Annotated in this window: 29 protein-coding genes and 2 pseudogenes; 17 read left to right on the top strand and 14 right to left on the bottom strand. The window is 75.4% G+C overall.

The features are described 5' to 3' along the window. The first annotated feature begins 54 nt into the window (after positions 1–54). Complete coding sequence (locus HNR12_RS02740; RefSeq protein ID WP_338119711.1) at positions 55–762, top strand: recombinase family protein; 708 nt, start codon at positions 55–57, stop codon at positions 760–762. Beyond that, positions 752–898, top strand: coding sequence for a hypothetical protein (locus HNR12_RS02735; RefSeq protein ID WP_157433109.1), 147 nt, complete (start codon positions 752–754; stop codon positions 896–898). The genes HNR12_RS02740 and HNR12_RS02735 overlap by 11 nt, the downstream gene beginning before the upstream one ends. Before the next feature lie 32 nt (positions 899–930). Here the strand turns inward: HNR12_RS02735 and HNR12_RS29015 are convergent. Continuing rightward, positions 931–1,182 (bottom strand): annotated as a pseudogene (locus HNR12_RS29015) (site-specific integrase); the annotation flags it as partial. Between the two features lie 72 nt (positions 1,183–1,254). On the opposite strand from HNR12_RS29015, the gene HNR12_RS02725 reads away from it, so the two are divergent. Both HNR12_RS02725 and HNR12_RS02720 read left to right on the top strand, forming a co-directional pair. Next, the gene (locus HNR12_RS02725; RefSeq protein WP_125618342.1) at positions 1,255–1,695 is read left to right on the top strand and encodes a VOC family protein; all 441 of its coding nucleotides are present in this window, start codon (positions 1,255–1,257) and stop codon (positions 1,693–1,695) included. 89 nt (positions 1,696–1,784) lie between these two features. Beyond that, positions 1,785–2,795, top strand: a complete 1,011-nt coding sequence (locus HNR12_RS02720; protein ID WP_246424985.1) for a winged helix DNA-binding domain-containing protein — start codon at positions 1,785–1,787, stop codon at positions 2,793–2,795. A 200-nt stretch (positions 2,796–2,995) separates the two neighbouring features. Here HNR12_RS02720 and HNR12_RS02715 read toward each other — a convergent pair whose 3' ends face one another. The 3 genes from HNR12_RS02715 to HNR12_RS02705 all read right to left on the bottom strand — a co-directional run bounded on the left by HNR12_RS02715 (position 2,996) and on the right by HNR12_RS02705 (position 6,148). After that, positions 2,996–4,507, bottom strand: coding sequence for a Tn3 family transposase (locus HNR12_RS02715; protein ID WP_179765960.1), 1,512 nt, complete (start codon positions 4,505–4,507; stop codon positions 2,996–2,998). Between the two features lie 82 nt (positions 4,508–4,589). Beyond that, the gene (locus HNR12_RS02710) at positions 4,590–4,904 is read right to left on the bottom strand and encodes a TetR/AcrR family transcriptional regulator (RefSeq protein ID WP_179765959.1); all 315 of its coding nucleotides are present in this window, start codon (positions 4,902–4,904) and stop codon (positions 4,590–4,592) included. A gap of 47 nt (positions 4,905–4,951) precedes the next feature. Next, positions 4,952–6,148 (bottom strand): MFS transporter, encoded by a 1,197-nt coding sequence (locus tag HNR12_RS02705; protein WP_338119710.1) that lies wholly within the window; start codon positions 6,146–6,148, stop codon positions 4,952–4,954. Positions 6,149–6,202: 54 nt separating this feature from the next. Here HNR12_RS02705 and HNR12_RS02700 point away from each other — a divergent pair, with 54 nt between their 5' ends. Then, positions 6,203–6,970 carry an AraC family transcriptional regulator gene (locus HNR12_RS02700; RefSeq protein WP_179765958.1) on the top strand — a complete coding sequence of 256 codons (768 nt, stop codon included), beginning with the start codon at positions 6,203–6,205 and terminating at the stop codon, positions 6,968–6,970. Positions 6,971–7,327: 357 nt separating this feature from the next. Here the strand turns inward: HNR12_RS02700 and HNR12_RS02695 are convergent, their stop codons facing one another. The 4 genes from HNR12_RS02695 to HNR12_RS02680 form a co-directional block, all read right to left on the bottom strand. Next, complete coding sequence (locus HNR12_RS02695; protein WP_179765957.1) at positions 7,328–7,510, bottom strand: PspC domain-containing protein; 183 nt, start codon at positions 7,508–7,510, stop codon at positions 7,328–7,330. 114 nt (positions 7,511–7,624) lie between these two features. Further along, positions 7,625–8,254, bottom strand: coding sequence for a class I SAM-dependent methyltransferase (locus HNR12_RS02690; protein ID WP_179765956.1), 630 nt, complete (start codon positions 8,252–8,254; stop codon positions 7,625–7,627). Between the two features lie 82 nt (positions 8,255–8,336). Then, on the bottom strand, positions 8,337–9,332 hold the full coding sequence (locus HNR12_RS02685; RefSeq protein WP_179765955.1) for a diacylglycerol kinase family protein: 996 nt from the start codon (positions 9,330–9,332) through the stop codon (positions 8,337–8,339). Between the two features lie 29 nt (positions 9,333–9,361). Then, positions 9,362–10,990 (bottom strand): FAD-binding oxidoreductase, encoded by a 1,629-nt coding sequence (locus tag HNR12_RS02680; RefSeq protein ID WP_179765954.1) that lies wholly within the window; start codon positions 10,988–10,990, stop codon positions 9,362–9,364. A gap of 20 nt (positions 10,991–11,010) precedes the next feature. Here HNR12_RS02680 and HNR12_RS02675 point away from each other — a divergent pair, with 20 nt between their 5' ends. Then, a complete protein-coding gene (locus tag HNR12_RS02675; protein WP_179765953.1) occupies positions 11,011–11,631 on the top strand; it encodes a TetR/AcrR family transcriptional regulator in 621 nt (206 codons plus the stop codon). Then, the gene (locus HNR12_RS02670; protein WP_179765952.1) at positions 11,628–13,214 is read left to right on the top strand and encodes an FAD-dependent oxidoreductase; all 1,587 of its coding nucleotides are present in this window, start codon (positions 11,628–11,630) and stop codon (positions 13,212–13,214) included. The genes HNR12_RS02675 and HNR12_RS02670 overlap by 4 nt, the downstream gene beginning before the upstream one ends. A gap of 7 nt (positions 13,215–13,221) precedes the next feature. On the opposite strand, the gene HNR12_RS02665 is transcribed toward HNR12_RS02670, so the two are convergent. Together HNR12_RS02665 and HNR12_RS02660 are read right to left on the bottom strand one after the other, a co-directional pair. Further along, positions 13,222–13,833, bottom strand: a complete 612-nt coding sequence (locus HNR12_RS02665; protein WP_179765951.1) for a helix-turn-helix domain-containing protein — start codon at positions 13,831–13,833, stop codon at positions 13,222–13,224. Positions 13,834–13,889: 56 nt separating this feature from the next. Next, positions 13,890–14,771, bottom strand: coding sequence for a helix-turn-helix domain-containing protein (locus tag HNR12_RS02660; protein WP_179765950.1), 882 nt, complete (start codon positions 14,769–14,771; stop codon positions 13,890–13,892). Positions 14,772–14,883: 112 nt separating this feature from the next. Between HNR12_RS02660 and HNR12_RS02655 the strand changes: the two genes are divergently transcribed. Together HNR12_RS02655 and HNR12_RS02650 are read left to right on the top strand one after the other, a co-directional pair. After that, positions 14,884–15,591, top strand: coding sequence for an SDR family NAD(P)-dependent oxidoreductase (locus HNR12_RS02655; RefSeq protein ID WP_179765949.1), 708 nt, complete (start codon positions 14,884–14,886; stop codon positions 15,589–15,591). A 53-nt stretch (positions 15,592–15,644) separates the two neighbouring features. Beyond that, positions 15,645–16,250, top strand: a complete 606-nt coding sequence (locus HNR12_RS02650) for a DsbA family oxidoreductase (RefSeq protein ID WP_179765948.1) — start codon at positions 15,645–15,647, stop codon at positions 16,248–16,250. A 49-nt stretch (positions 16,251–16,299) separates the two neighbouring features. Here HNR12_RS02650 and HNR12_RS02645 read toward each other — a convergent pair whose 3' ends face one another. Beyond that, on the bottom strand, positions 16,300–17,382 hold the full coding sequence (locus tag HNR12_RS02645) for an NAD(P)/FAD-dependent oxidoreductase (protein WP_179765947.1): 1,083 nt from the start codon (positions 17,380–17,382) through the stop codon (positions 16,300–16,302). A gap of 87 nt (positions 17,383–17,469) precedes the next feature. On the opposite strand from HNR12_RS02645, the gene HNR12_RS02640 reads away from it, so the two are divergent. The 3 genes from HNR12_RS02640 to HNR12_RS02630 all read left to right on the top strand — a co-directional run bounded on the left by HNR12_RS02640 (position 17,470) and on the right by HNR12_RS02630 (position 19,443). Beyond that, a complete protein-coding gene (locus HNR12_RS02640) occupies positions 17,470–17,922 on the top strand; it encodes a MarR family winged helix-turn-helix transcriptional regulator (protein WP_179765946.1) in 453 nt (150 codons plus the stop codon). A 100-nt stretch (positions 17,923–18,022) separates the two neighbouring features. Then, positions 18,023–18,610 (top strand): TetR/AcrR family transcriptional regulator, encoded by a 588-nt coding sequence (locus HNR12_RS02635; protein ID WP_308118648.1) that lies wholly within the window; start codon positions 18,023–18,025, stop codon positions 18,608–18,610. Between the two features lie 185 nt (positions 18,611–18,795). Next, complete coding sequence (locus HNR12_RS02630; protein WP_179765945.1) at positions 18,796–19,443, top strand: LysE family translocator; 648 nt, start codon at positions 18,796–18,798, stop codon at positions 19,441–19,443. Between the two features lie 13 nt (positions 19,444–19,456). Here HNR12_RS02630 and HNR12_RS29415 read toward each other — a convergent pair whose 3' ends face one another. Then, complete coding sequence (locus tag HNR12_RS29415; protein ID WP_338119709.1) at positions 19,457–19,939, bottom strand: type 1 glutamine amidotransferase domain-containing protein; 483 nt, start codon at positions 19,937–19,939, stop codon at positions 19,457–19,459. 411 nt (positions 19,940–20,350) lie between these two features. Here HNR12_RS29415 and HNR12_RS29410 point away from each other — a divergent pair, with 411 nt between their 5' ends. Both HNR12_RS29410 and HNR12_RS02615 read left to right on the top strand, forming a co-directional pair. After that, positions 20,351–21,229: a GNAT family N-acetyltransferase gene (locus HNR12_RS29410; RefSeq protein ID WP_179765944.1), complete on the top strand. Its 879-nt coding sequence runs from the start codon at positions 20,351–20,353 to the stop codon at positions 21,227–21,229. 1 nt (position 21,230) lies between these two features. Beyond that, positions 21,231–22,256, top strand: a complete 1,026-nt coding sequence (locus HNR12_RS02615) for a leucine-rich repeat domain-containing protein (RefSeq protein ID WP_179765943.1) — start codon at positions 21,231–21,233, stop codon at positions 22,254–22,256. A 21-nt stretch (positions 22,257–22,277) separates the two neighbouring features. On the opposite strand, the gene HNR12_RS02610 is transcribed toward HNR12_RS02615, so the two are convergent. After that, positions 22,278–22,895 (bottom strand): LysE family translocator, encoded by a 618-nt coding sequence (locus HNR12_RS02610; RefSeq protein ID WP_179765942.1) that lies wholly within the window; start codon positions 22,893–22,895, stop codon positions 22,278–22,280. Positions 22,896–23,015: 120 nt separating this feature from the next. On the opposite strand from HNR12_RS02610, the gene HNR12_RS02605 reads away from it, so the two are divergent. The 3 genes from HNR12_RS02605 (at position 23,016) to HNR12_RS02595 (ending at position 24,417) form a co-directional block, all read left to right on the top strand. Continuing rightward, entirely contained in the window at positions 23,016–23,468 is a 453-nt protein-coding gene (locus tag HNR12_RS02605; protein ID WP_179765941.1) for an Lrp/AsnC family transcriptional regulator, read from the top strand. A 103-nt stretch (positions 23,469–23,571) separates the two neighbouring features. Continuing rightward, positions 23,572–23,814: a hypothetical protein gene (locus HNR12_RS27755; protein WP_217782805.1), complete on the top strand. Its 243-nt coding sequence runs from the start codon at positions 23,572–23,574 to the stop codon at positions 23,812–23,814. Positions 23,815–23,910: 96 nt separating this feature from the next. Beyond that, entirely contained in the window at positions 23,911–24,417 is a 507-nt protein-coding gene (locus tag HNR12_RS02595; RefSeq protein WP_179765940.1) for a hypothetical protein, read from the top strand. Here the strand turns inward: HNR12_RS02595 and HNR12_RS02590 are convergent. Continuing rightward, positions 24,414–25,291, bottom strand: a pseudogene (locus tag HNR12_RS02590) (IS5 family transposase). The gene HNR12_RS02595 and the pseudogene HNR12_RS02590 sit on opposite strands and share 4 nt — an antisense overlap. Positions 25,292–25,384: the final 93 nt, after the last annotated feature.

Raw genomic sequence — 25,384 nt, 5'->3', positions numbered from 1 at the left:
CGGGGGCGCCGAACCGGCCCGCAGACTGTCGGGAAAACGAGTTGGAAACCCCGGGTGTCCGACAACCCGGACCACACCGTTTCTCCTACGCTCGCCGGATGGACGCCGCCCTCACCCCGCCCGAGGACCCCCTCGCCCCCGCCCCGGCCGCCGGCGGCCGGGGCGCTCATCGGTTATGCCCGGGTCTCCACCCAGGGCCAAAAACTCGACCGCCAGCTCGCCGCGCTGACGGCCGCCGGGTGCTCCCGCGTCTTCGCCGACAAGGCCAGCGGCCGCGACGCCGACCGCCCCAACCTCACCGCCTGCCTGGACTACCTGCGCCCCGGCGACACCCTGGTCGCGCCCTCCCTGGACCGCCTGGCACGCTCCCTGGCCGACCTCATCGCGCTGGTCGGCGACCTGCGCCGCGCCGGCATCGGCTTCCGGTCCCTGCACGAGGCCCTGGACACCACCACCCCCGGCGGGCGGCTCGTCTTCCACGTCTTCGCCGCGCTGGCGGAGTTCATCCGCGAACTCATCGTCCAGGGCACCAAGGAAGGACTTCAGGCCGCCCGCGCGGCGGGCACGCGCCTGGGCCGGCCCCCCGCGATGACGCCGGAGCAGGTCCGCCACGCCCGCGACCTGCTGAGCCGCCCTGAGAACTCGGTGGCCTCCATCGCCCGCCTGCTCGGGGTGTCCCGCTCGACGGTGTACAAGCATGTGCCGGAGCTGTCCGGCGGGCGCTCCGCCCTGGCCGCAGGGGAGGCGGAGGGTGCGTGCTGATGACCGGGTGCTGCTGATCGACGTGGAGAACGTGCTGGGCACACGCCCCCGCAACGCCCGCGCCCGCCTGGCCGGGCTGCTGGCCGACGCCGGGCCCCTGGCCGCCGCTCGATCAGCGCGGCGAGATCGGTGGTGACCCAGCCGCGACCGGGCCCCGGCCGCCCAGGTGGTGAAGGAGCGCAGCGCCGAGCAGTGCCGGTTCCAGGTCCGCGCCGCGGCCTTGCCCCAGGCGGCAGTGAACACCGCGGCGGTCTGTTCGGCGGTCACCTGGCCGAGCGGGACGTTGTCGCCGAGCTCGCGGCGCAGCCGCCGCAGCATCTGGCCGTAGGAGCGGACCGTGTCGGCGTCCAGGTCCCGGCGGGCCAGGAACTCCTCGCCAGGACCCCGCCCGGCCTCCCGCGACGTCCCGGATCTACTCATCGCGGACATCCGGCGGTTCTTCGGCCGGATGCGCTGACGATCGGCGCGGCCGGATCTGGAAGAATGCCACCTATGGCACGGTTTATCGGTTTCGGCAATGTAGTCCTGCCCGTGCGGGATCTGCCCGCCAGCATCACGGCCTGGACCGCGTTGCTGGGCGGACCACCCGCGTTCCAGAGCGACGATTTCGCGGCGTTCTCCAATGATGGCGTGGAGATCGGTCTCACCGCGGCGCCCTGGGTGGATCATCCGCTGGTCTTTTGGGCGGTCGAGGATATCGAACAGGAGCATCGCGCACTGGTCGCCGCCGGGGCGACGGCGATGACCGAGACCTCCGACGGATCGCTCGCCGAGGTCGGTACCGCCGAGGCCGCCGCAGGGGACAACATCGATCCGGCAACCGGCATCGTGGACATGCCCGGAGCCCGGCTGGCCGTCCTGAAGGCGGCCGACGGCAACCTGATCGCCATCACTCAAGAAGTACCGATGGACTGGTCGGCCGACCAATCGTGAGATCGGGTGCACCCGAGCTGTCCCGGCGGGTACTGAACCGGACACTCCTGGAGCGGCAACTGCTGGCCCGGCGCGTTCCTCGTACTCCGATGGAGGCGATCGAGCACCTCGTGGCGATGCAGGCACAAATGCCCAACGGACCTTATGTGGGGCTGTGGGCGCGGTTGGAGAACTTCCGGCACGATGACCTGACGGCCCTGATCGAGAGCCGCGACGTGGTGCACGCCACTATGCTGCGCTGTACCCAACACCTGGCCTGCGGCGAGGACTTCCGTTGGCTGTGGCCGACGGTCGCGCCCGCTGTGCGGAAAGCCTTGACCGACGCGTACTACGCCACGCAGATCGAGGGGATGGATCTCGACGAGCTCGCCCGCGTCAGCCGACAGCTACTGACCGGAAAGACGCTCACCCGCCGGGATCTCGGCCAGTTACTCACCGACCGATTCCCCGGCCGCGCCCCTGGCCGGCTGGCCGAGGCCATCGAGCTGCTGGAGGCGTTGGTGCATCCACCACCCCACTCCACCTGGGGCCGGTGGGGGCATCGGCGTGGGACACCGGTCACCCTGGCTGACGAATGGCTCGGCCGCCCGCTGACCGACGCGCCACAACCGGAGACGATGGTCCTGCGCTACCTCGCCGCGTTCGGTCCAGCCGGTGTCATGGACATCCAGGCCTGGTCGGGATCGACCCGGCTCCGCAAGGTCGTCGAAGGGTTGCGGCCGAAACTGCGCGCCTTCCGGGACGAGCAGGGAGGCGAACTGCTCGACCTGCCCGACGCACCGCTGGGCGAACCGGACCGACCAGCGCCGGTCCGGTTCCTGCCCGCCTTCGACAACGCCGTCCTCGGGTACCGGGACCGGACCCGCGTGATCAGCGAGGAGAATCGCCGGCGGATCGCGCCCAGGGCCTCCGGGGGCGTGCCATTGTTCCTCGTCGACGGCTTTGCGGAAGGCAGCTGGACGCTCACGAACGGCCACCTGCACATCGCACCGTTCCGGCCACTGTCGGAATCCGAGAAAGCAGCGGTACGAGACGAGGCCGCCCGCCTGCTCGCGTTCGTCGCCCCGGACAACACCGAACCGTCGTTCACACTGGAGTAATCCCGATCGGGACTCGGGCCAGGGCGAACCGGTCGAGGTGGTGCTTTCCGGCCCGCCCCTTCGCCGTGGCCCTTTCCCGGCGTAGGCGAATTCCCTATTCAGCTCAACCCCACATGCGCTTCCGGCCTCATCTTGTCTGCCCGGTCATTGCCGTTCGTGGCGAGCCATTGCACTTTTCCGGCGTACTTGGTGAGCGACCGCTATTGCTCCTGGTCGGCGTCGGGGTCGCGCAGCGGACGCAGTCCGCCCTCGACGTCAGGGTGGGGGAAGGAATAGGAGCCCAGGAAGTTGATGTGCTCGTAGCCCAGCGGGGACAGCCGCGCGCACATGTCCTCGGTGGCCGGGAACCCGTCGGCTCGCAGGCGGGTGACGGCGGCGTCGATGTAGAGGGAGTTCCACCACACGACGGCGTTGAGCGCCAGCCCGAGGGCGCCGAGCTGGTCTTCGAGCCCTTCGCGGTAGCGCTGCTTGAGTTCGCCGCGGTTGCCGAAGCAGATCTTGCGGGCCAGGCCGTGGCGGGCCTCGGAGACGTTGAGCTGGGCGGTGATCATGCGCCGGTAACCCTCGTCGTTGAGGAACTGGAGCAGGTGCAGAGTCTTGAAGATGCGGCCGTAGTGGGCGAAGGCGTCGCCCAGGCCGGTGGGGCGGCCGTCCCGGGAGAGCATGCGCACCAGGTCGTAGGCGCGCACCGTGCCGGTGGTCAGCGAGCCGGCCACGCGGAGCATGTCCTCCCAGTGGGCGCGGATGCGGTCCAGGCGGACGGTGTGGCGCGACATGGAGTCCAGGGGCCCGTAGACGGCGCGGGTGTTGGTGCGCCACAGCCGGGTGTCGCCGAGGTCGGCGATGCGCGGGGAGAACTGGTAGCCGCAGATCGCGAACAGGCCGAAGACGATGTCGCTGTAGGAGGCGGTGTCGGTGACGACCATGTCGGGCTTGGGCCCGCCGTCGCGGGCGTGGATGGCGTCCAGGATGAACATCGAGTCGCGCAGGGTGCCGGGAACCACCACCCCGCCCAGCCCCATCACCCGGTCGTTGACCACGTTGAGCCAGGTGGCGCCGCGTTTGCGCAGCCCGAAGTACTTGGGGTTGGCGCGGGCGTGCAGGTTGGGGGTGGGCACGACGAAGCGCATGCCATCCGCCGAGGCGATCAGCCCGCCGCCCCAGGAGGCGACGATGCCGATGTCGGCCTGGGCCTTGATGAGGCGGGCGTTGGCCGCGCTGATGGTCTCGGCCCGCACGTACCCCTGGTCGACCTGCTGGAGGCGGTGGGTGCTGAGCGCGTCCACCCCGGGCTTGACCACCGGGGGGAGTCCGATGTTGCACGCTTCGGCGACCAGCAGCGCGCACAGGCTCACCTCGAAGCCGTCCATGTGCGCCTCACCGCCGGAGATGTGGGTGAAATCGCGGGCGAGCCCCGTGCGGCCGGTGACCTCCATCAGCAGCTCGGGGAAGTCCAGGCGCGGCATCATCGCGCTCACCAGGGCGCGGAACTCCTTCATCAGCGGCGGCTCAGCCAGCGCCTCCAGGGGTTCCACCCGCAGCCGGCCGGAGTCGAACTGCACCGCGGTGTTGGCGCCCAGCCCGACGAGCACCCGGTGGAAGCCGGCGTCCAGAGCCGAGGCCATCTCGGCCAGGTGGGCGGCGGGCTCGTCTTCCAGCCCCAGCGCGGTGAGCACGCGCGGGCGGCTGGCCTGCCAGTCCTCGCCGGTCAACAGCCGGGCGCGGGGGCGCCCCACCGGTCGGCGCCGCGGGCGAAGACGTCGCGCCGGCGCAGCGCCTTGTGCAGGTGCTCCATCACGCACATGCGGGCTCCAGGCCGGCGATGGCGTCGGGGCCCAGCGCGGTCTCCAGCAGCACGCGCAGCTGCTCACGGGGGTCGTCAAGGGGTTCGATCCGGGAGATGACGTCGGCGGTGGCCCGCTGCTCCCACAGCTCCAGCGCGGCCGCCAGCAGCGCCTCGCGGTCCTTGAAGTGCCAGTAGAAGCTGCCGCGGGTGATGTCCAGCTCACCGGCCAGCGCGTCGACCGACACGGCGGCCATCCCGCCCCGCGCCAGGGCGCCCAGCGCCGCCCTCGTCCAGTCCTCCCGGGTGACCCGTCCTCTCGCCATGGTTCCAAACCCTAGTGACCCCGGCCCCGCCCGCGCCCGGGTCCCGGTCAGCCGGCGGGCCCTTCGAGGCGGGCGGGCTCCTTGAGGGGGCGCAGCAGGACCCAGCCCACGGCGGGCAGCGCGATCAGCGGCGCGAGGGCGGCCTGCAGCGAGGCGGCGTCGGCGAGGGCGCCCACGGCGGGGCTGGCGATCCCCCCGACGCTGACGGCCAGGCCCAGGGTCACCCCGCCGGCGGTGCCCACGCGCCGGGGCAGGTAGTCCTGGCCCAGGGTGACGTGCAGGGAGAAGGGCACGTAGAGCCCGGCCGAGGTGAGCGCGACGAACAGGTGGAGCAGCGGTCCGGGGACGAGGACGACCCCGGCCACGGCCAGGACGGACAGCCCGTAGGACCAGCGCACCACCGGCAGGCGGCCGAACCGGGTGGCGAGCCGCCCGCCCGCGACCGTCCCCACCGCGCCGCCGAGGTAGAGGACGAACAGGGCGAACGCGCCGGCGGCGTCTCCCCCTCCTGTGCGCTCGCGGGCGTAGAGCGCGATGAACGCGCTCAGCCCGACGAACACGACCGAGCGGCACGCGATCGCGCCGGAGAGCAGCGCGAACGACCTCCAGTCGTCCCGCCCGGCGGGTCGGCGCGCCGGCGCGGCCCTCGCGCCGGGGGCGGGCGCCGCGGCGGAGGACGGTGCCGCGAGCGCCCGCAGCGCCGCCGCGCACAGCGCCGCCCCGGCCACGGCGGGCACGACCAGCAGCGGCGAGGCGCCCAGGCCACCGGTGGCCACCACGGCGGCCACCATCAGCGGGGCCGCGGCGAACCCGAGGTTGCCGCCCAGGGAGAACCAGCCCATGGCGACGTGGCTGCCGCGGCTGGCGGCCCGCGCCGCGCGGGCCGCCTCGGGATGGTAGGCGGCGACACCGATCCCCGAGACCGCGACGACCGCCAGGGTCAGGCCGTAGGAGTCGGTGACCCCGGCGAGGGCGACCCCGGCGCCGCCGGCCAGCGTGCTTACCGGCAGCAGCCAGGGCAGGGGCCACCGGTCGGTGAGCGCGCCGAACAGCGGCTGCACCACCGAGGACAGCAGGGTGGCGGCCAGGACGATCCCCGAGGCGGCGGCGTAGGTGTAGGCCCGCTCGGAGACGAGGAAGGGCACCAGCGCGGCGACCGCGCCCTGGTAGACGTCGACGCAGGCGTGGCCCACGGCCAGCAGGGCGATGGGGCGGGCGGCGGGGGTGATCAGGCGGTTGGACACCCGGTCATCGTGGCGGCGGAGGGCGCGAGCGCGCTTCCGATAATCTGCCAAGTCATGCCGGAAATCCGCCACACGCCGCAGGCGCCCACGAGCACCCGGCCGCTGGCGCCGGGAGAGGTCATCGGGGCGCACCGCCACGACGACCACCAGATCGTCTACGCGGGCTCGGGGGTCCTGGCCGTCACCACCGACGCGGGCACGTGGTTCGCGCCGGGCACCCGCGCCATCTGGGTGCCGGCCGGGTGCGTGCACGCCCACCGCGCCCACGGCCGCCTGGACCTGCACCTCCTCGGCCTGCCCGCCGACACCAACCCGCTGCGCCTGGACGCCCCCACGGTCCTCGCGGTGAGCCCGCTGCTGCGCGAACTGATCCTCGCCTACACGCGCGGCCCGCTCACCGACACCCCGGAACGGCGCCGCCTGCGCGAGGTCCTGCTGGACCAGTTGCGCGCCTCACCCCAGCAGCCGGTGCACCTGCCCACCCCGAGCGACCCCCGCCTCACGGCCGTCTGCGCCCTGCTCCACGCCGACCCGTCCGACTCCCGCACCCTGGCCCAACTGGGTACCGCCACCGGCGCGGCCGAACGCACCCTCAGCCGCCTGTCCCGCCGCGAGTTGGGCATGACGTTCCCCCAATGGCGCACCCAGTTGCGCCTCTACCACGCCCTGCGCCTCCTGGCCGACGACATGCCGGTCACGACCGTGGCCCACCACTGCGGCTGGTCCTCCCCCAGCGCCTTCATCGACGTCTTCCACCGCGCCTTCGGCTACACCCCGGGTGCTCACCGGACCAGCGCAGTGCCGGGCACGATGATCACGTGAGCGCCGACTCGGGTCCCCCCGATCCCGCCCGGCCCTTCCTCAGCGGTTCCTCGGAGAATTACTACAGGATTTAGCGGAATCCGAGGCGGCATTGCAGCGCCATATCACCACCGCTTCGCCCGGGATCTATCGGTAGATCTGATCGCGGAATGGTGCGAGGAAAACGGCTACTAGAGCGGGCGCTCCTCCCGGGCCGGTCGCGCTACGCGGCGGAATGGGAGGACACGGGACTCTCCGCGTTCTTCGGTGATGCGCTCGCGGGGCAGGGGCATAGCGCGCACCCCCGATACGGCCGGTCCCGTTGGGCGGGTTGGGGGACCGGGGGTGCGCGGCGCCGATGGTCGGGACGCTCTGGGGTTACGCCTCCTTGGGCATGATGATCCACAGGGCGATGTAGATGATGAACTGCGGGCCCGGGATGAGGCAGGAGACGACGAAGAGCACGCGGACCAGGAAGGGTGAGAGGCCGAAGCGGCGGGCGAGGCCGCCGCAGACGCCGGCGATGACCTTGTTGCGGGTGCGCACGAGATTTGCTGCCATGGTGGTCGCTGCTTCCTATCTCTGTCGGGATTCCAGTCCCCTGCCTACCCGAAACCGGACGGTCCTTCCAGAATCGACGCACGGTGGGCCGCGCCCGGCAGAGGTGTGAGCGGTTCAGCCGCGGCGGTGCACGCTGACGGCGTAGCCGCCTCCGGTGTAGGGGTCGCCCTCCCAGGTGGCCGCTCGGCTGAGGAGGGCGAGGCCGGCGTCGGCGCACCAGGAGTCGTAGTCGGGCAGCGACACCGGGGCGTGGTCCAGGGGCAGGTGCGCGGCGTCGAGACCGAACCCGGCGACCAGCAGCCCGCCGGGGCGCAGCAGCGCCGCCAGGGCGGCCACGACGGCGGGCTCGGTGGTGGCCGCCAGCAGCGGGATGACGTTGCCGGCGGTTACCACCATGTCGAAGTCCGGCCGCAGGCCCAGCCTGTCCACGGTGGCCAGGTCGGCCTGGATCCAGGTCATCGCGGGGGCGCGGGAGCGCGCCTGGGCCAGCATCGAGGAGTCGACGTCCACCCCGGTGCACACGTGCCCCAGTTCGGCGAGCCGGATCGCCACCCGCCCGGTTCCGCAGCCGGCGTCCAGCACCCGGGATCCGGGGCCCAGCAGGGCGGCGCAGAAGTGCGCCTCGCCGTGCACGTCGGCGCCGGAGGCGGCCAGCGCGGCGAAGCGGGCGGCGTAGCGCGCGCCGTGGTCGTGCCCCTCCCGCCCGACGATGTCCGCCCATCGGCTGCCGGGTGGCTCCTCCATGGCCGCACCGTCCTTTCCGCCGGGTGTTCCGGGCACCTGCCCCCCGACGTTACCGCCGTCGTCGGCCGGGCGGCGCGGCGCGTCAGGGCACCACCACCTCCAGGGCGGCGGGTACGGCCTCGGCTGTCAGGGGGAGGGTGCCCACCGGCTCGCCGTCGGCGAAGGACGGGACTCCCGGGGAGTCCACGCGCAGGGTGCGGGCGTGGAAGGTGCGCACCAGCAGGTGGGTGGCGTGGCTGCCCCGGTAGATGCGGGGGAAGGCCCGCAGCAGCCCGGAGCGGGTGGCGGGGCCCACCACGGTGACCGACAGCAGGCCGTCGTCGGGGGCGGCGTGCGGGCACACGCGCATGCCTCCGCCGTACACGCCGGTGTTGCCCACGGCCACCAGCACCGCCTCGAACTCCTCGGTGCGGCCGTCGGCGGTCACGGTGAAGGGCCGCGGCCGCAGCCGTCCCAGTTCGGCCAGGACCGCCACGGCGTAGCGGGCGCGCCCGCGCGGCCAGGTCATGCGGTTGGCGCGCTCGTTGACGAAGGAGTCGAACCCGCAGGTCAGCACGGTTCCGAACCACCGGGCTGCGCGAGGCCGCGCCTCCGCGCCCGCTGTGCCCGTCGGCGTCCCGTCCCCCGCGCCTGCCCCTACGCCCGACGCCGTTGCCGACGACGGCTGCCCCACCCTGCCCTCTGCCGCGCCCTCCCCCGCCGGCGCGGTCAGCCTGCCGAGGTCGATGCGGCGGCGCCGCCCGGCCGCCACCGCGGCGGCCGCAGCGTCCGGGGCGCCCGCGGGGATTCCCAGCGCCCGGGCGAAGTCGTTGCCGGTGCCCGTCGGCAGCACCGCCAGCGCCGTGGTGCTGCCCGCCAGCTCCTGCACGGCCAGGTGCACCATGCCGTCCCCGCCCGCCACCGCCAGCACGTCGGCGCCGGCGGCCACGCACGCCCGCGCCCGGGCGCGGGCCTCGGCCGCGTCGCGCCCGGCGACGAGGTCGACCTCGACGCCGCGGGCGAGCAGCCGGCGCGCCGTCTCGGCGGCCAGGGCGGTGCCGCGCCGGCCGCCGGCCACCGGGTTGGCCAGTAGGGTCACCGTGCGCGGGGCCTCCCCGCGCCCGCCGCTCACCGGTCCGGCTCCGCGGCCTCGGGGATGAGCTTGCCGGGGTTGAGCACCCCCGCGGGGTCCAGCGCCCGTTTGACCGCGCGCAGCACCTCCACGCCCAGGTCGCCCACCTCGGCGCCCAGCCACGGCCGGTGGTCGGTGCCCACGGCGTGGTGGTGGGTGATGGTGCCGCCGTGCGCGGCGATCGCGTCGCCGGCGGCACGCTTGGCGGCACGCCAGCGCTCCAGCGGGTCGGGCCCCGCGGCGGCGGCCACGGTGAAGTAGAGGGAGGCGCCCTCGGGGTAGACGTGGGAGATGTGGCAGAGCACCAGCGGCGGCGGCGGCGCGCCGCCGCCGCTGAGCGCGGCGGTGAGGGCGTCGGTGACCGCCCGGCGCAGCCCGGGCAGCCGCGTCCAGGTGGCGGCGGTCTCCAGGGTCTCGGCCAGCACTCCGGCGTCCAGCAGCGCGTCGCGCAGGTAGGGGGCCGAGTAGCGGCCGGCGCGCCAGTGCGCCACGGGCTCCTCGCCCAGCGGGGTGCCGCCGACCGCGCGCAGCGCGGTGGCCGCGGCCTCGCGGGCGGCGGCCACGTGGGCGGGGTCGCCCTCGCAGCGCACCACGGCCAGGCACCCCCGCGGGGCCTCGCCGCCGGCCAGGGCGGCGTTGACGTAGGTCTCGACGGGATCGGAGAGCCGGACCAGGGTGGGCCGCAGGCCGCCCTGGGCCAGGGCCCGCAGCGCCTCGGTGCCCGCCGCGAAGTCGGGGACGCTCCACGCCTCCTCGTGTTCGGCCGCGGGCAGCGGCCGCACCCGCAGGGTCACCTCGGTGATCACGCCGAAGACGCCTTCGGAGCCCAGGAGGAGCTGGCGCAGGTCGGGGCCCGCGGCCGAGGCGGGCGCCCGGCCCAGGTCGAGGGTGCCGCGCGGGGTGGCCGCCCGCAGCGCCAGCACCATGGAGTCGAAGCGGCCGTAGCCGGCGGAGTCCTGGCCGGCCGAGCGCGTGGCCGCGTACCCGCCGATGGTGGCGTACTCATAGCTCTGCGGCCGGTGCCCCAGGGTCATGCCGTAGTCGGCCAGCAGTTCCTCGGCCTCGGGCGTGCGCAGTCCGGCCTGCAGGGTGGCGGTGCGCGCCACCGGGTCCAGCGCGAGCAGCCGGTCCAGGCGCCGCAGGTCCAGGCAGACGGCGGCGGCGAAGTCCCCGCGCAGCGGCTCCACGCCCCCCACCACGCTGGTGCCGCCGCCGAAGGGCACCACGGCCACCCCGTGCTCGGCGCAGGCGGCCAGCACGGCGGCCACCTGGTCGTGGTCGGCGGGTGACACGACGGCGTCGGGGGCCCCGGCCACGTCGCCGGCGCGGCGGCGCAGCAGGTCGGGGGTGCTCTTGCCGCCGGCGCGGCGCAGGCGGGCGGCGGGGCGGGTGTTGACGTGGGCGGGGCCCACGGCGGCGGCCAGGGCGGCGCGGGCGGCCGGGGAGAGGGCGCTGCGCGGGAGCCGCAGTTCGGTCTCGGGGGTGCGCGGCGCGTCGGTGGCGGCGGCGCCGCCGAGCACCTGGGAGATGAGGGCGCGCTGGTCGTCGGTGAGGCGGTGGGCGCGGGTGGGGTCGCCCCAGGCGTCCCAGGCGGGTTCGCCGACACGGTGGGTGGGTGCCGTCATGCGTTACAGTTTTGCATGTGATGTCAATCAGTAACGAGGACGACGGAGGCGGCTCCCCCGACCCCCTGGCCGACACCCTCCTCGACGCCGCCTATGAGTCCATCGCCGTCTTCGGGCTGCGGCGGCTGACGCTGACCGACGTCGCCCGCCGCGCCGGGGTGAGCCGGCCCACGGTCTACCGCCGCTGGCGCGACATCGGCACCCTGCTGGCCGACCTGCTCACCCGAGAGATGCGCGCGGTGGTCGACTCCGTCGCGCCCCGGGCCGCCGCCGCGGGCGGCGACGCCCGCACCCGGCTGGTGGCCGGGGCGGTCCTCACCGTCGCCGAGCTGCGCGGCCACCCCCTGCTCGGGCGCATCATCGACACCGAGCCCGAGGCGCTGATCACCTACACCTTCCACCGGCTGGGCTCCAGCCAGTCGGCCATGCTGGCCGTCACCGAGGACCGCATCCGCGCCGGGCAGGCCGACGGCTCGGTGCGCGCCGGCGACCCCGCCGAACTGGCCCGCATGATGCTCCTGGCGGCCCAGGCCGCGGTGGTGTCCTGGCGGCTGGTCGACGACGTGCTGCCGCTGGAGCGCCAGACCGCCGAGCTGGGCCGGATGCTCGACGCCTACCTGCGCCCCGCGGACCCGGCGTGAGCCCCTCCCCCGAGACCGGCGCCTCCCTCAACGCCGCCCGGCGCGCCCGCGACCTCGACCGGCTGGCCGACCGCCCCGACGTCGACCTGCTCGTGGCCGGCGGCGGGGTCACCGGCGCCGGGATCGCGCTGGACGCCGCGTCCCGCGGTCTGCGCGTGGTCCTCGCCGAGAAGCACGACCTCGCCTTCGGCACCAGCCGGTGGAGTTCCAAGCTCGTCCACGGCGGGCTGCGCTACCTCGCCGCCGGCCAGGTCGGCATCGCCCGCGAGAGCGCGCGCGAGCGCCACATCCTCCTCAGCCGCACCGCGCCCCACCTGGTGCGCGCGCTGCCGATGCTGCTGCCCCTGTACCCCCAGACCGGCGCGCTGCAGGCCGCCTTCACCCGCACGGGGCTGCTGCTGGGCGACGTGCTGCGCCTGTCGGCGGGCACCCCGGGCGCCCGGCTGCCCCCCTCCCGGCGCGTCTCGCGCGCCCGCGCCCTGGAGCTGGCCCCGCAGCTGCGCCCCGACGGGCTGCGCGGCGGCCAGCTCTCCTACGACGGCCAGCTCGTCGACGACGCCCGCCTGGTGGTGGCCCTGGCCCGCACCGCCGCCGCGCGCGGCGCCACCGTCCTCACCCGGTGCGCGGTGGAGGAGGCCGACGGCGGCGGCGCCCTGCTGCGCGACCGCCTCAGCGGCGCCGCGCTGCGCGTGCGGGCGCGCGCGGTGGTCAACGCCACCGGGGTGTGGGCCGCCGGCCTCGCGCCCGACGTGCGGCTGCGGCCCAGCCGCGGCAGCCACCTGGTGCTGCCCGGCCGCCTGTTCCCCGGCCTGCGCGCCGCGCTGACCCTGCCCGTGCCCGGCCACCGCGCGCGGTTCGCGCTGGTGCTCCCCCAGCTGGACGGCGGGGTCTATGTCGGGCTGACCGACGAGCCCGTGGCCGGCCCGGTGCCCGACGTGCCCGAGCCGACCGAGGACGACATCGCCTTCCTGCTGGAGACGGTGGGCCGGGCCCTGCGCACCCCGCCCGGCCGCGCCGACGTGGCCGGCGCCTTCGCGGGGCTGCGCCCTCTGCTGGACACCGGCCCCGGCGCGAGCGCCGACCTCTCCCGCCGCCACGCGGTCCTCACCTCGCCCGAGGGCGTGGTGACCGTGGTCGGCGGCAAGCTCACGACCTACCGGCGCATGGCCCAGGACGCCGTGGACACCGCCGTGGCCCGCGCCCGGCTGCGCGCCGGCCCCTGCCGCACCCGCGCCCTTCCGCTGGTGGGCGCCGCCTCGCCCGCCGAGCTGCGCCGCATCCGCGCGCCGCGCCGGCTGGTGGCGCGCTACGGCGCCGAGGCCCCGGCCGTGCTCGCCGAGGCCCGGGGGCGCCCCTGCCTGCTGGAGCCGCTGGCGGCGGGTGTCACCGGCGCGGAGCTGCGCTGGGCGGTGCGCCACGAGGGCGCGCTGGAGGCCGCCGACCTGCTGGAGCGGCGCACCCGCGCGGCCCTGGTGGCCGAGGACGCCGCCGCCTTGGACGCGGCGGCCCGCGAGGCACTGGCCGAGGGCGCCCGCGCGGAAGCCGCCGGCCGCTCCCGTCGGCCTCCGCGCGGCGCCGGCTAGTCCCCGCCTATTCCTCGGCGCTTCCCGCCCGGCGGCGGGGCTTGGCGCGCACGTGCATGCGCTCGCCCTGGCGGCCGAACAGGCTGAGGATCTCCACCGGGGCCTCACCGGTGCTGCCGAACCAGTGCGGCAGGCGGGTGTCGAACTCCGCCGCCTCGCCGGTGCCCAGCACGAGGTCGTGGTCGGCCAGCACCAGGCGCAGCCGCCCGGCCAGCACGTACAGCCACTCATAACCCTCGTGCGTGCGGGTGTCGGGCGTGTCGCGCGAGGCCGGGATCACCATCTTGAACGCCTGCAGCGGGCCGGTCTGGCGGGTCAGCGGCACGACCGTGGCGTCGTTGGCCTTGTGGGGGGTGAGCCGCACCCGGGGGTCGCCCACCTGGGGCGCGCCGACCAGTTCGTCCAGCGGAACCTGGTGGGCGCGCGAGATCGGCAGCAGCAGCTCCAGGCTGGGCCGGCGCTGCCCCGACTCCAGCCGCGACAGCGTGCTCGCCGAGATGCCGGTGGCCTCCGACAGTGCCGCCAGGGTGACGCCGCGCTCGGCGCGCAGCCGCTTCAACCGCGGTCCGACCTCGGAGAGCACCTGTGCCATGGGGTCCGCCTGTTCCATCCCCCCCATACTCGCCGGAGGGCGCGGTGGCGGCAAACCGTGTTGCCGCAACGGCACGGCCGCCGTCACCGGTGCCGGTGCGCGCCCGCCCCGCGCGCGCCGGCCGCGCCCAGCAGCCGCAGCTTGGCGGCCGACTCCGAGCCGGGGGCGGCGGTGTGCACGACCACGCGGGCGTCGCTGCCCGGCACCGTCAGCACGTCGCAGTCCAGCTCCAGCGCGCCGACCTCGGGGTGGTGGAGGGTCTTGGTGTCCGCGGCGTGCGTCCCGACGGCGTGGGCCGCCCACAGGTCGGCGAAGCGGGGGCTGTGCCGCCGCAGGTCGGCGACCAGGCGGCGCAGCCGGGGGTCGCCGGGGCGGCGCGCGGTGGCGGACCGCAGGTCGGCCACCGCCGCGCGCTCGAAGCGGTCGGCCTGCTCGGGGGTGTGCACGACCCCCGAGGGCATACCGGTGAAGTGCCGCCACAGCAGGTTGCGGTCGCGCCCGGCGGCGCCGGAGTACTCCCCCGCCAGCGCGGTGTACACCGGGTTCGCGGCGACCAGGGTCCAGGCGGGGTCGAAGACGCCGACCGCGGAGTCCGCCATCCGCTCCAGCAGCCGCACCACGCTGGGGGTCAGGTGCGCCGAGCCGCGGTCGCCGGCGGGTGCGAGCCGGCCGGCCAGCAGGAACAGGTGGTGCCGCTCCTCGTCGGACAGCCGCAGCGCCCGCGCGAGGGCGGTGAGCACCTGCGCCGAGGGCGAGGACGCCCGCCCCTGCTCCAGGCGCACCACGTAGTCGACCGAGATACCGGCCAGCCGCGCGACCTCCTCGCGGCGCAGCCCCGCCGCCCGCCGCGGCCGGCCGGCGGGCAGCCCCACGTCGGCGGGCGCCACCCGGTCGCGCCACCGGCGCAGCGCGGCGCCGAGGTCGCCGCCCCCGCGCCGTGCGGCCGCGCCCTCCTGTGCGGTCATGGGCCCACTATAGGAGCGCGGCCCCGGCCGGGGCCGCGCCAGGGGGGTACGGCTTTTCCCAGGATGCCGCGGGTACTGCCTGCCCGACCCGCCGGCGGCGAGGCTGGGGGCCATGACCACCGCACTGATCACCGGGGCCACCAGGGGGCTCGGATACGAGACCGCGCGCCGCCTGGTCGCCGCCGGCCACACCGTCTACGCCGGTGCCCGCGACGCGCGCCGGGGGGAGGCCGCGGCCCGCGCCCTGGGCGCCCGGCCGCTGCTGCTGGACGTCACCGACCCCGGGTCGGTGGACCGCGCGGCCGCCCGGGTCGCCGAGGAGGCCGGGCACCTCGACATCCTCGTCAACAACGCCGGGATCGTCGGCGCGCGCAAGCCCGTCACCGAGACCACCGCCGAGGACCTGCTGGCCTGCTACGACACCAACCTGTTCGGCGCCGTCCGCGTGCTGCGGGCGTTCCTTCCGCTGCTGGAGCGCGGCCCCGCGCCCGTCGTGGTCAACGTCAGCAGCGGCCTGGGCTCCCTGGCCGCGGCCACCGACGAGCGGGCGCGCGCCGCGCACACGCCCACGTGGCTGCCCGCGCTGGACTACGCCACGGCCAAGGCCGCGCTCAACATGGCCACCGCCCTCTACGCCCACGCCTGCCCGCGCCTGCGGATCAACGCCGTGGACCCCGGGCACACCGCCACCGACCTCAACGGGCACACCGGCGCCCAGACCGTGGCGGAGGGCGCCGAGATCATCGTGCGCATGGCCACGACCGGACCCGACGGCCCCACCGGGGGGTTCTTCTCCAGCGCCGGGCCGGTGCCCTGGTGAGCGCCGCCGGCCCCGCCCCCTCCACCTCCAGCACCGGAAAGGCACCTGCCGCGATGACAGCCCAGCGCCGGGTCGAGTTCGTCTTCGACGTCGCCTGCGTCTTCTCCTACCAGATGTTCACCCGCTACACGCGTGCGGCGCGGCGGTTCTGCGCGCGGGGCGGCGCGGTGGAGACGGCGCTGCTGCCCTACCGGTTCCGCCCCGACGCCGACCCCGCGGGCGAGCCGCTGTACGCGACCCACCTGCGCGACCGCGGCGAGGAGGCGGCGCGCGCGGTGCAGGCCGCCACCGGGTTCGGCGCCGAGGACGGCCTGCGCGTCGACTTCACCCGGGTGGTCTCCACCAACACCTTCGAGGCCCACCGGCTCATCGCCCGCGCCGCCGCCCGGGGCCGGGGCGAGGCCATGGCCGAGCGGCTGTTCCGCGCCTACTTCACCGACGGCGTGAACGTGGCCGACCCCGGTGTGCTGGCGCGGCTGGCCGCCGAGGTGGGCGTGGACGCGGGCCCCGGCGGCGAGGAGGAGCTGCACCGGGAGTTGGACCGGGTGCGCGGGCTGGACTTCGTGCGCGCGGGCGTGCCGGGGTTCCGCTTCGACGGGCGCCGGGTGCTCCACGGCGAGCAGACCGAGGAGGCGCTGCTCGCCGCGCTCACCGGGTGACCGGCCCGCCCGCCCGGCCGCCGCACCGGCCGGGCGGGCGGGCCGGGGGTCAGGCGACGCCCAGCAGTTCGCGGTAGTGCTCGACCATCATCGTCTCGCCCTTGATCTGCGCGGTGGTGGCCGCGTCCAGCATCCCCGTCTCGGGGCTGTAGGACGCGCCGCCGCCCGGTCCCAGCGGCAGCACGATCCCCGGCGGCAGCGGCTCGTAGGGGGCGGGCTCGCCGCCCTCCATCAGGGCGCGGACGCCGGCGGCCACCGCCTTGGCGTGGGTGGTGGCGTTGCGGGCGGTCTTGGCCTCGGGCAGCGTGGTGACGTCGCCGATGGCGAACACGGTCTCGTGGCCGGGCAGGCGCAGGTCGGGGGCCACGTCGAGGCCTCCGTTGGGGCGCCGCGCCGAGGCCAGCCCGCCGTCGAGGGCGTAGTCGCTGTGCGGGGCGGTGCCGTGGCAGCGGAACCAGATGTCGGCGCTGATCGTGCGCCCGGACTCGGTGGCGGCGGTCAGCGGTGCGGCGCGGCCGGGCGCGGTGGCGGGCTCGGCGGTGAGCGCGGTGCCCAGCACCAGCTCCACCCCCAGCTCCTCCAGTTGGCGGCGCACCTCCTTGCGGAACTCCTCGGGGAAGGGTCCCGCGAGGATGTCTGGGGCCGGGTCGACCACGGTGACGGCGGTGCCGGGCCAGGCCGCCTTGATCTCGCCGGCCAGTTCCAGGCCCACCGGCCCGGCGCCCAGCAGCAGCACGCCGCGCGCGGCGGCGAGTTCGGCGTGGGCGGCACGCAGCCGGGCCTTGGCCTCGGCGCTGTCGTGCTCGGCGAACTTGGCCGGGAAGGGGTAGGACGCGCCGGTGGCCAGGACGACGAAGTCGGCGTCGATCCGCTCGCCCGAGCCGAGGACGACCCCGCGCGGGTCGACGGCCGCAGCCCGGTCGCGCACGACGCGGCCCCGCTCCAGCAGGCCGTCGTAGGGCAGGAAGATCCGGTCCACCCAGGCGGGGTCGACCAGGCCGCGCAGCGCGGCGACGTGGTGCACGAAGGTGTCGCGGGGCTCGACGAGGACGACGTCGGCTGAGGCGTCCAGTTCGCGGGCGGCGGTGATGCCGCCGTACCCGCCTCCCACAACCGCAACGGTGCTGGGCATGAGGGCACTCCTAGTACGCAATACGAATGGTTCGTGTCGCGAACAAAGTAGTTCGTGGCGCGAACCGTCGTCAACTAGACTGCGGGTATGACAGCGGTCACGGACTCCCCCGGCCACACCGAAAGCACGCCCTACCTGCTCATCCGGCTCGCCAGCACCGTCGACCAGCTCTTCGCCGACACCGCGCGCACCCACGGCCTCACCGCGCAGCAGGCGCACCTCATCTGCCGCCTGGTGGGCGGGCCCGTGCAGATGGCCGCGCTGGGGCGCCAGCTCGGCCTGGAGAAGTCCGGGCTGAGCGGGCTCGTCGACCGCGTGGAGCGCCACGGGCTGGTCGAGCGCGTGCGCGACTCCTGCGACCGCCGCATGTGGTGGGTGCGCCTCACCGGGCAGGGCCAGAAGACCGCCCACGCCACCCACGAGGAGGTGATGGCCGGCCTGGAGGCGCTCACCGCGGACCTCGGCCCGGCCGAGGCCGACCTGCTGAAGGCGGTGCTGGAGCGCCTGCTCACCGACGCCCCCGGGGACGCCGCGCGCTGACTCCGACCCCGGTGTGCGGCCCGCCCCCGCCGCCACTCCGGGCGCCCATCAGGAACCTTGTTCCGTTTGGTAGGGTCCAACCAGCACGAGGGAGGGCCTGGTGAACGACGACGTGACCCCGGACCGGCCGGCCCGCTCCCAGCGGGCCGACGCCCGGCGCAACAAGGAGGCCCTGCTCGACGCCGCGGCCGCCGTGTTCGTCGCCTCCGGCGTGGAGGCGCCGGTGCGCGACATCGCGGCCAAGGCCGGTGTCGGGGTGGGCACGATCTACCGGCACTTCCCCACGCGCGCCGACCTCATCGTCGCCGTCTACCGGCACCAGGTCGAGGCGTGCGCCGAGGCCGGCCCGGCCCTGCTGGCGAGCAGCCCCACCCCCTACGCCGCGCTGGCGCGGTGGATCTCCCTCTTCGTCGACTTCCTCGTGACCAAGCACGGGCTGGCCGCCGTCCTGCGGTCCGACAGCGCCGGGTTCGAGACGCTGCACGCCTACTTCCTCGACCGCCTCGTGCCCGTGTGCACCGACCTCCTCGACGCCGCGGCCGCCGCCGGCGAGATCCGCTCCGACGTGGCGGCCCTGCAGCTCATGCGCGGGGTGGGCAACCTGTGCATCGGCGCCGACACCGACCCCGACTACGACCCCCGCCGCCTGGTCGGCCTCCTCATCGCGGGGCTGCGCCGGACCGACTGACCGCGCGGTCCGCCCGTGCGAGTGTGGGCGGCACAACGGGAGAAACCACCTGATCGCGCCCGTCGGGCGCGATACCATTCCGCGGCGTCCCGCTCCCGGACCGGCTGCGCCCTGCCCCGCCCCACGCCCGTGTCCGCCGACGCCCGCGCCGTCGCCTTGAAACCTCACGAGAACCAGGTGCACCAATGCCGATCGACCCGGGTGTGGCCGCCGCCTTCTGCCTGGCGGCACTGATCCTGTCGGTGATCCCCGGCCCCGACATGCTCTACATCACCGCCACCGGCCTGGCCACGGGTCCGCGCGCCGGGATCGTCGCCGCCCTCGGCGTGTCGGCCGGCCTGGCCGTGCACACCGCCGCCGCCGCGCTGGGCCTGGGCGCCCTGCTGGAGGCGTTCCCCGCCGCCTTCACCGCCGTGCGCGTGCTGGGCGCGGCCTACCTGGTCTACCTGGCCTTCTGCGCCTTCCGCGACGCCGCCCGCCCCGGCACGGCCGATACGGCCGCTCCGGCGGCGGGCGTGCGCGGCCGCTCCAGCGCCCGGGTCTTCGGCCAGGCGCTGCTGACCAACCTGGCCAACCCCAAGGTGATCGCGTTCTACCTGGCCTTCTTCCCGCAGTTCATCCACCCCGAGCAGGGCAGCGTGCTGGCGCAGTTCTTCCTGCTGGGCCTGATGTTCATCGTGGTGGGCCTGATGGTGGACGGCACGGCCGGCGTGCTGGCCGGGCGCCTGGGCGACACCGTGCGCGCCCGCCCCGCCGTCCAGCGCTGGCTCAACGGGATCTCGGGGACCGTCTACGCGGCCCTGGCCGTGCGGCTGGCCTCCGACACCCGCTGAGCCGGCGCGGTCCTCAGCGCAGCGCCGCGCTGAGCTCCTGGGCCAGCGGCAGCGAGGACGCCGGGTTCTGCCCGGTCAGCAGGCGGCCGTCGACCACCACGTGCGGCCCCCACGGCTCGGCCTCGACGAAGTCGGCGCCGAGCTCGCGCAGCCGGTCCTGCAGCAGCCAGGGCGCCTTGGCGGCGAGGCCGCCCTGGGTCTCCTCGGCGTTGGTGAACGCGGTGAGGCGGCGGCCCGCGAAGGGCGGGCCTCCCGGGGCGTCGGAGGTGGCGACCAGCGCGGCGGGACCGTGGCAGACCAGGGCCACCGGCTTGTCGGCCGCCAGCGTCTCGGTGATCACCCGGGCGGAGTCGGCGTCGGAGGCGAGGTCCTCCATGGGCCCGTGGCCGCCCGGGTAGAAGACCGCGTCGTAGGCGGCGGTGTCGATGTCTGCGAGGACCAGCGGCGACTCCAGCTGGGGGGATCTCGGCGACCTCGCGCCGCGCCCGGGCCGCACCCTCCTCACCGCCGTTGGCGCCGGGTGCCAGGCTGGCCTCGTCGACCACGGGCCGCACCCCGCCGGGGGTGGCGACCGCGATCTCGTGGCCGTCCTCGACGAACACCCGGTAGGGCGCCAGCAGCTCCTCCGCCCAGAAACCGGTGGGGTGCTTGGTGCCGTCAGCCAGCGTCCAGTGGTCGGCGCCGGTGAGAACGAACAGGATCCGTGCCATGTGACTGCTCCCTCGTGAGCCGCCGGGGCGCGCCCCGGTCGGCGCGGTCGAGTCCGGTGCGGCCTCCACTGGGCCGCACCGCCTTTGACCCTACCGAGGCCGCGCGCGGGGGTGGTGGGACGCGCGACCCGTGGCCGCCCAAGGGGCGCGGGCGAAAAGATGTGGCGCGGGGGGCGGCGGCTTGGCATGATCGCGCGGTGGCCACCACGACTCGCCCCTACCGTGGGCCCGCCGACCTGCGGGCCATGCAGGACCTCGCCCGGCGGGTGTGGTCGCACGCCTCCCGCTTCCACGTCGGCGACCTCGCCTGGCAGCGCAACCAGCACCTGGGCCGCGAGGCCGACCGCCCCACCCTGCTGTGGGAGGACGGCGGGCGGGTGCGCGCGTGGGGATGGGCGGAGCTGCCCGGCACCCTCGACCTGCTCGTGGACCCCGCGCGGCCCGAACTCGCCGACGCGGTGCTCGCCTGGTTCTCGGGTGTGGCCACCGCGCCCCGGCTCCTGGTCACGGTGCTGGAGGGGGAGTCCCACCTGATCGCCGCGCTGGAGCGCGCCGGATACACCTGGGACACCGCCGCCTACCGGGGGGTGTACATGTCGCGCGCCCTCGCCGACCTGCCGCCCCCGGCCCTGCCCGCCGGGTTCACCGCCCGGCCGCTGCGCGGCGAGGCCGACCTGGAGCGCCGCGTCGCGCTGCACCGCCAGGTGTGGCACCCTTCGGCGGTCACCCCGCAGTCCTACCGCAACGTGCGCGCCGCCTGGCCCTACCGCGAGGACCTGGACTGGGTGGTCGAGGCGCCCGACGGCGCCTTCGCCGCCAACTGCCTGATCTGGTGGGACGCTGACAACCGCGTCGGCGAACTGGAGCCGGTGGGCACCGCGCCCGCCTTCCGCCGCGCCGGGCTGGGCCGCGCCGTCTGCCTGGCGGCGATGCGCGCCCTGGGCGCGCTGGGCGCCGAGGAGGCCGTGGTGTACCCGGTCGAGAACCACCCCAACGCCGAGGCGGCGCTGCCGCTGTACCGGGGGCTGGGGTTCACCCCCTACGCCCGCACCCGCACCTACACCCTGGTCCGCTGACATGGCGGGACACGAGCGGCCCGCGCGGCCGGCGGAGCGTCGGGGCCCGGCGACCGCGCTGGACGGGCTTCCCCCCGGAGCGCTGCGCCGCGGCGCCAACGGCGCGGTCGAACTCGTCGCGCCGGGGGCGGAGCTGCCCCGGCTGCCGGAGGCGGTGGCCGGGCTGCGCGGGCTCACCCGTCTCGACCTCGACCACAACGCCCTGACCGTGCTGCCGCCGTTCGTCGGCGCGCTGCCCCGCCTGCGCGCGCTGCTGCTCTACGGCAACCGCCTGCGCCGGGTGCCGCCCGAACTCAGCGGCGCGCGGACCCTGACCGACCTCAGCCTGGGCGCCAACGAACTGGAGCACCTGCCCGAGCGGCTGTGGGAGCTGACCGGCCTGCGCACGCTCAACCTCGGGCAGAACGCGCTGACCGGGCTGTCCCCCGCCGTGGGGCGGCTGCGCCGGCTGCGCATGCTCGACCTGGGCCACAACCGGCTGGGCACGGTGCCCGAGGCGCTCGGCGAGCTGACCGGACTGTGCGACTACCTCTACCTCAGCGACAACGGCCTGACCCGCCTGCCGCACGCGATCGGGCGGCTGGCGCGGCTGGACTACCTCAACGCCACCGACAACCGGCTGCGCGCGCTTCCGGAGTCGATCGGGGACATGGCGGCACTGCGCGAGCTGCGGGTCTACCGCAACCGCCTGGAGCGCCTGCCGGAGGCGATCGGCCGGCTGGGGCGGCTGCGCGAACTGCACGCCGCCCAGAACCGGCTGCGCACCCTGCCGGAGTCGGTCGGCGACCTGCGCGGGCTGCGGCTGCTGGACCTGCGCGGCAACCCCCTCCAGCACCTCCCGGCGGCCGTGGGCCGGCTGACCGACCTGCGCCACCTGGACCTGCGGGCGACCCGGCTGACCGGGCTGCCCGACGCCCTGGGCACCCTGCCGCGCCTGGAGCGGCTGGACCTGCGCTGGACCAAGCTGGAGCGGTACCCGGCCTGGCTGGAGCGCCTGCGCGGGCGCGGCTGCGTGGTCCTGCTGTAGCCGCGGGCGCAGGCGCGGTGCTCAGTGCAGGAGCCGCTCCGCCAGGAGGGACACCCCGATCACCACCATCGCGGCTCCGGCCAGCCGGCTGACCGCGCGGGCCGCGGCGGGGCGGGTGCGCAGCACCAGCCGCGCCAGCGTGCCCACACCGAAGTACACCACGCCGCAGTTGAGCGTGTGCAGCGCCCCGAGCAGGCCGATCTGGGCGGCCATGGGCCAGGGGGCGGCCGGGTCGGCGAACTGCGGCAGCAGGGCCAGGTACAGCAGCAGCGCCTTGGGGTTCAACCAGGTCACGCCGATCCCCTGCGCCAGCGCGCGCCGCCCGGTGCCCGCGGCGGCGCCGTCGGCGGTGGGGGGTGCGGCGGGGCGGACCAGCGCCGCGGCGCCCAGCCAGATCAGGTATGCCGCCCCCGCCCAGGTCAGTGCGGCGAGCAGGTGCGGAGAGCGGGCGATGACCGCGCCCACCCCGGCCGCGACCAGCGCGGTGTAGCCCAGGTAGCCGACCACCAGGCCCGACACGGCGGGCGCCACCGCGCTGTGCCGCAGCCCCGCGCCGATGGCGAAGGCCCAGTCGGCGCCGGGCACGCACACCAGCAGCAGCGACACGGCCTGGAAGGCGACCACGGCGCCGGCGTCCATCGGGGGCTTCCTCCTTCTGCGGGGCGGCGGGGGCGTGCGGGTGCGAGCCTAGACGCGCGGCGGCCGAATGTGTTGCGGTCTTTGCCCACGTCAGAACTGTTTCGCGGGAGAATTGCCGGTATGGACGCCCTTGACCGGAAGATTCTTGCGGAGCTGCAGCGGGACGGCCGCAGCACCCTCACCGAACTCGCCGCCCGGGTGCGGCTCAGCGGCTCGGCGTGCCACCGCCGCGTGCGCGAACTGGAACGCGCGGGCACCATCCGCGGCTACCGCGCCGTGGTGGAGGCGGCGGCGGTGGGCCTGGGGTTCGAGGCCCTGGTGTTCGCCACCCTGCGCCAGGAGGACCGCGCCACCGTCGCCGACTTCGAGGAGGCCCTGGCCGCGATCCCCAACGTCATCGAGGCCCAGCGCCTCTTCGGCGACCCCGACTACCTCGTCCGGGTGGTCGCCGCCGACCTGCAGGGCTTCCAGCGCCTCTACGACGAGCGCCTGGCCACCCTGCCCGGACTGGGCCGGCTGAACTCCACGCTGGTCATGAAGCAGGTGGTCCACGAGCGCCCGCTCCCGGTGTGAGGGCCGGCGCGGCCGTCCTCGAGGTCGGCGCGCGACTTGTTTAAGTACGTCGTACGTGATTCGCTCTCCCTGTCCACGTACCGTGTACTTAAACGAGGCTGCCATGACCACCGTCCGCACCGCCTTCCCCTCCGGCCGCGACCACTGCGCGGCCTGGCTCACCCTGCCCGAGGCGCCGGGGCCGCACCCGGTCGTCGTGCTGGTCCACGGCGGCGGCGCCACCCACGCGATGATGCTCGACCAGTACGAGACGTGGTTGCCTGAACGGCGCCGCGCCCCCGCGCCCGGCGCCTCTCCGCCGTGCGCGGAGTGGTGCGCGCACCACCCCCGGGCGGGTGGCCGGTAGCGGTGCGACCGGGGGCCGCGCACTCCGGACCCGGGCCCCGGTGCCCCGGAAGAATCAACTCCGACAGCGAAACAGCGCGAAGGAGAAGACCCGGCGATGGCGGGCACCACGGCGACAACCACGGGGGAGCAGGGGCGGGCGCGCGCGGCCGGAGGGACGGCCGGCCGCGCGGGCTCCCGGCCGGCGGCGGTGCGGACCGCGGCGGGCGTGTGGGCGGCGGCCGTGGCACTGGGCGTGGCCGAGTCGGCGGTCATGGCGGCCGACCTGGTCTCGGCCGGAACGCCGTGGGGCGAACTGCTGCCCGGGCTGGGCGTGCGCGCGGTGGTCTACGGGGTGGTGCTGGCCGTGGTGGCCGCACTCTACGGGGGCCGCCGCTGGGCGCGCCCGGTCCTGGCGCTGGGGCTGGGCGTCGTGGGCACCCTCAGCCTGGTCGTGGAGCCGGTCACATGGCTGCTCCAGGGCGGCCTGGCCGAGGGACTGCCGCTGCTCACCCCGCACCTGGCGGTGGTGGCGGCCCCGCGCGCCCTGCACGTGGCCGCGGTGTTCGCCGCGCTGGTCCTGATGTACCGGCCCAGCGCGAACGCCTACTTCCGCCGGGGCTAGGCAGTGTTTGTTGAACGGGTAAGGTCGCGCAGCCAGATTCTGATCGAGGCCACCTGGACGGTGCCCTCGAAGATCACGGCCCGCTTGTCATAGCGGGTGGCCACCGCGCGGTTCTGCTTGAGCAGGTTGATCGCGCGCTCGACGGTGTTGCGCAAGCGGTAGGCCTCCCGGTCGAAGGACGGGGGCCTGCCGCCCGCCGAACCGCGCCGCAGCCGGTTGGCCCGCTGGTCGGCGGGCTCGGCGATGGTCGCCTTGGTCTTGCGCCGGCGCAGGTAGGACCGGTTGGCGCGGCTGGAGTAGGCCTTATCGCCCAGCAACCGGTCCAGGCGGGTGCGCGCCCGCCCTTGGGAGCGCGCCAGGCGCAGCCGCTCCAGCAGAGGCCGCAGCATCACCGTGTCGGCGTGCTGGCCGGGGGTGAGGGCCAGGACCAGCGGCCGCCGGCGGGTGTCGGCGATCAGGTGGAGCTTGGTGGACCAGCCGCCCCGCGAGCGCCCGAGTGCTTGGGCCCTGTCCCCTTCGTCCCGGGCCGCCTCCCCTTTTTTGGGGCTCCGGCGGCGTGGTGGTGGGCGCGGATCACGGTGGAGTCGATACCGGCGGTGAGTTCGGCGCCGGTGAGGGCGTCGATGCGCAGCCGGTCGGCGATGCGCTGCCAGGTGCCGTCCAGGCACCAGCGGCGGTGGCGTCCGGCGGCGGTTTCCCAGGGGCCGTAGCGTTCGGGCAGGTCGCGCCAGGGGATGCCTGTCCTGGTGCGGTAGAGGATGGCGTTGATGACGCGGCGGTGGTCGGCCCACCGCTTGCCTTTGCGGGGGTGGGCGGGCATGAGCGGGGCGAGCAGGTCCCACTCGGCGTCGGTGAGTTCATGGCGTCGGACCATGAATCCCAAGGATTACCGAAGACCAGCCCGCCCCGCAGACCTTTCAAAAAACAGGACCTAGCGGGGGCCGCGCGGCCGGGGCCGCCGACGGGG

Origin of the sequence: Streptomonospora nanhaiensis, assembly GCF_013410565.1 — a bacterium.
Classification (GTDB): Bacteria; Actinomycetota; Actinomycetes; order Streptosporangiales; family Streptosporangiaceae; genus Streptomonospora; species Streptomonospora nanhaiensis.
Note: the sequence above shows the minus strand (reverse complement) of the source record. Positions and strands in the feature narration are given on the sequence as shown.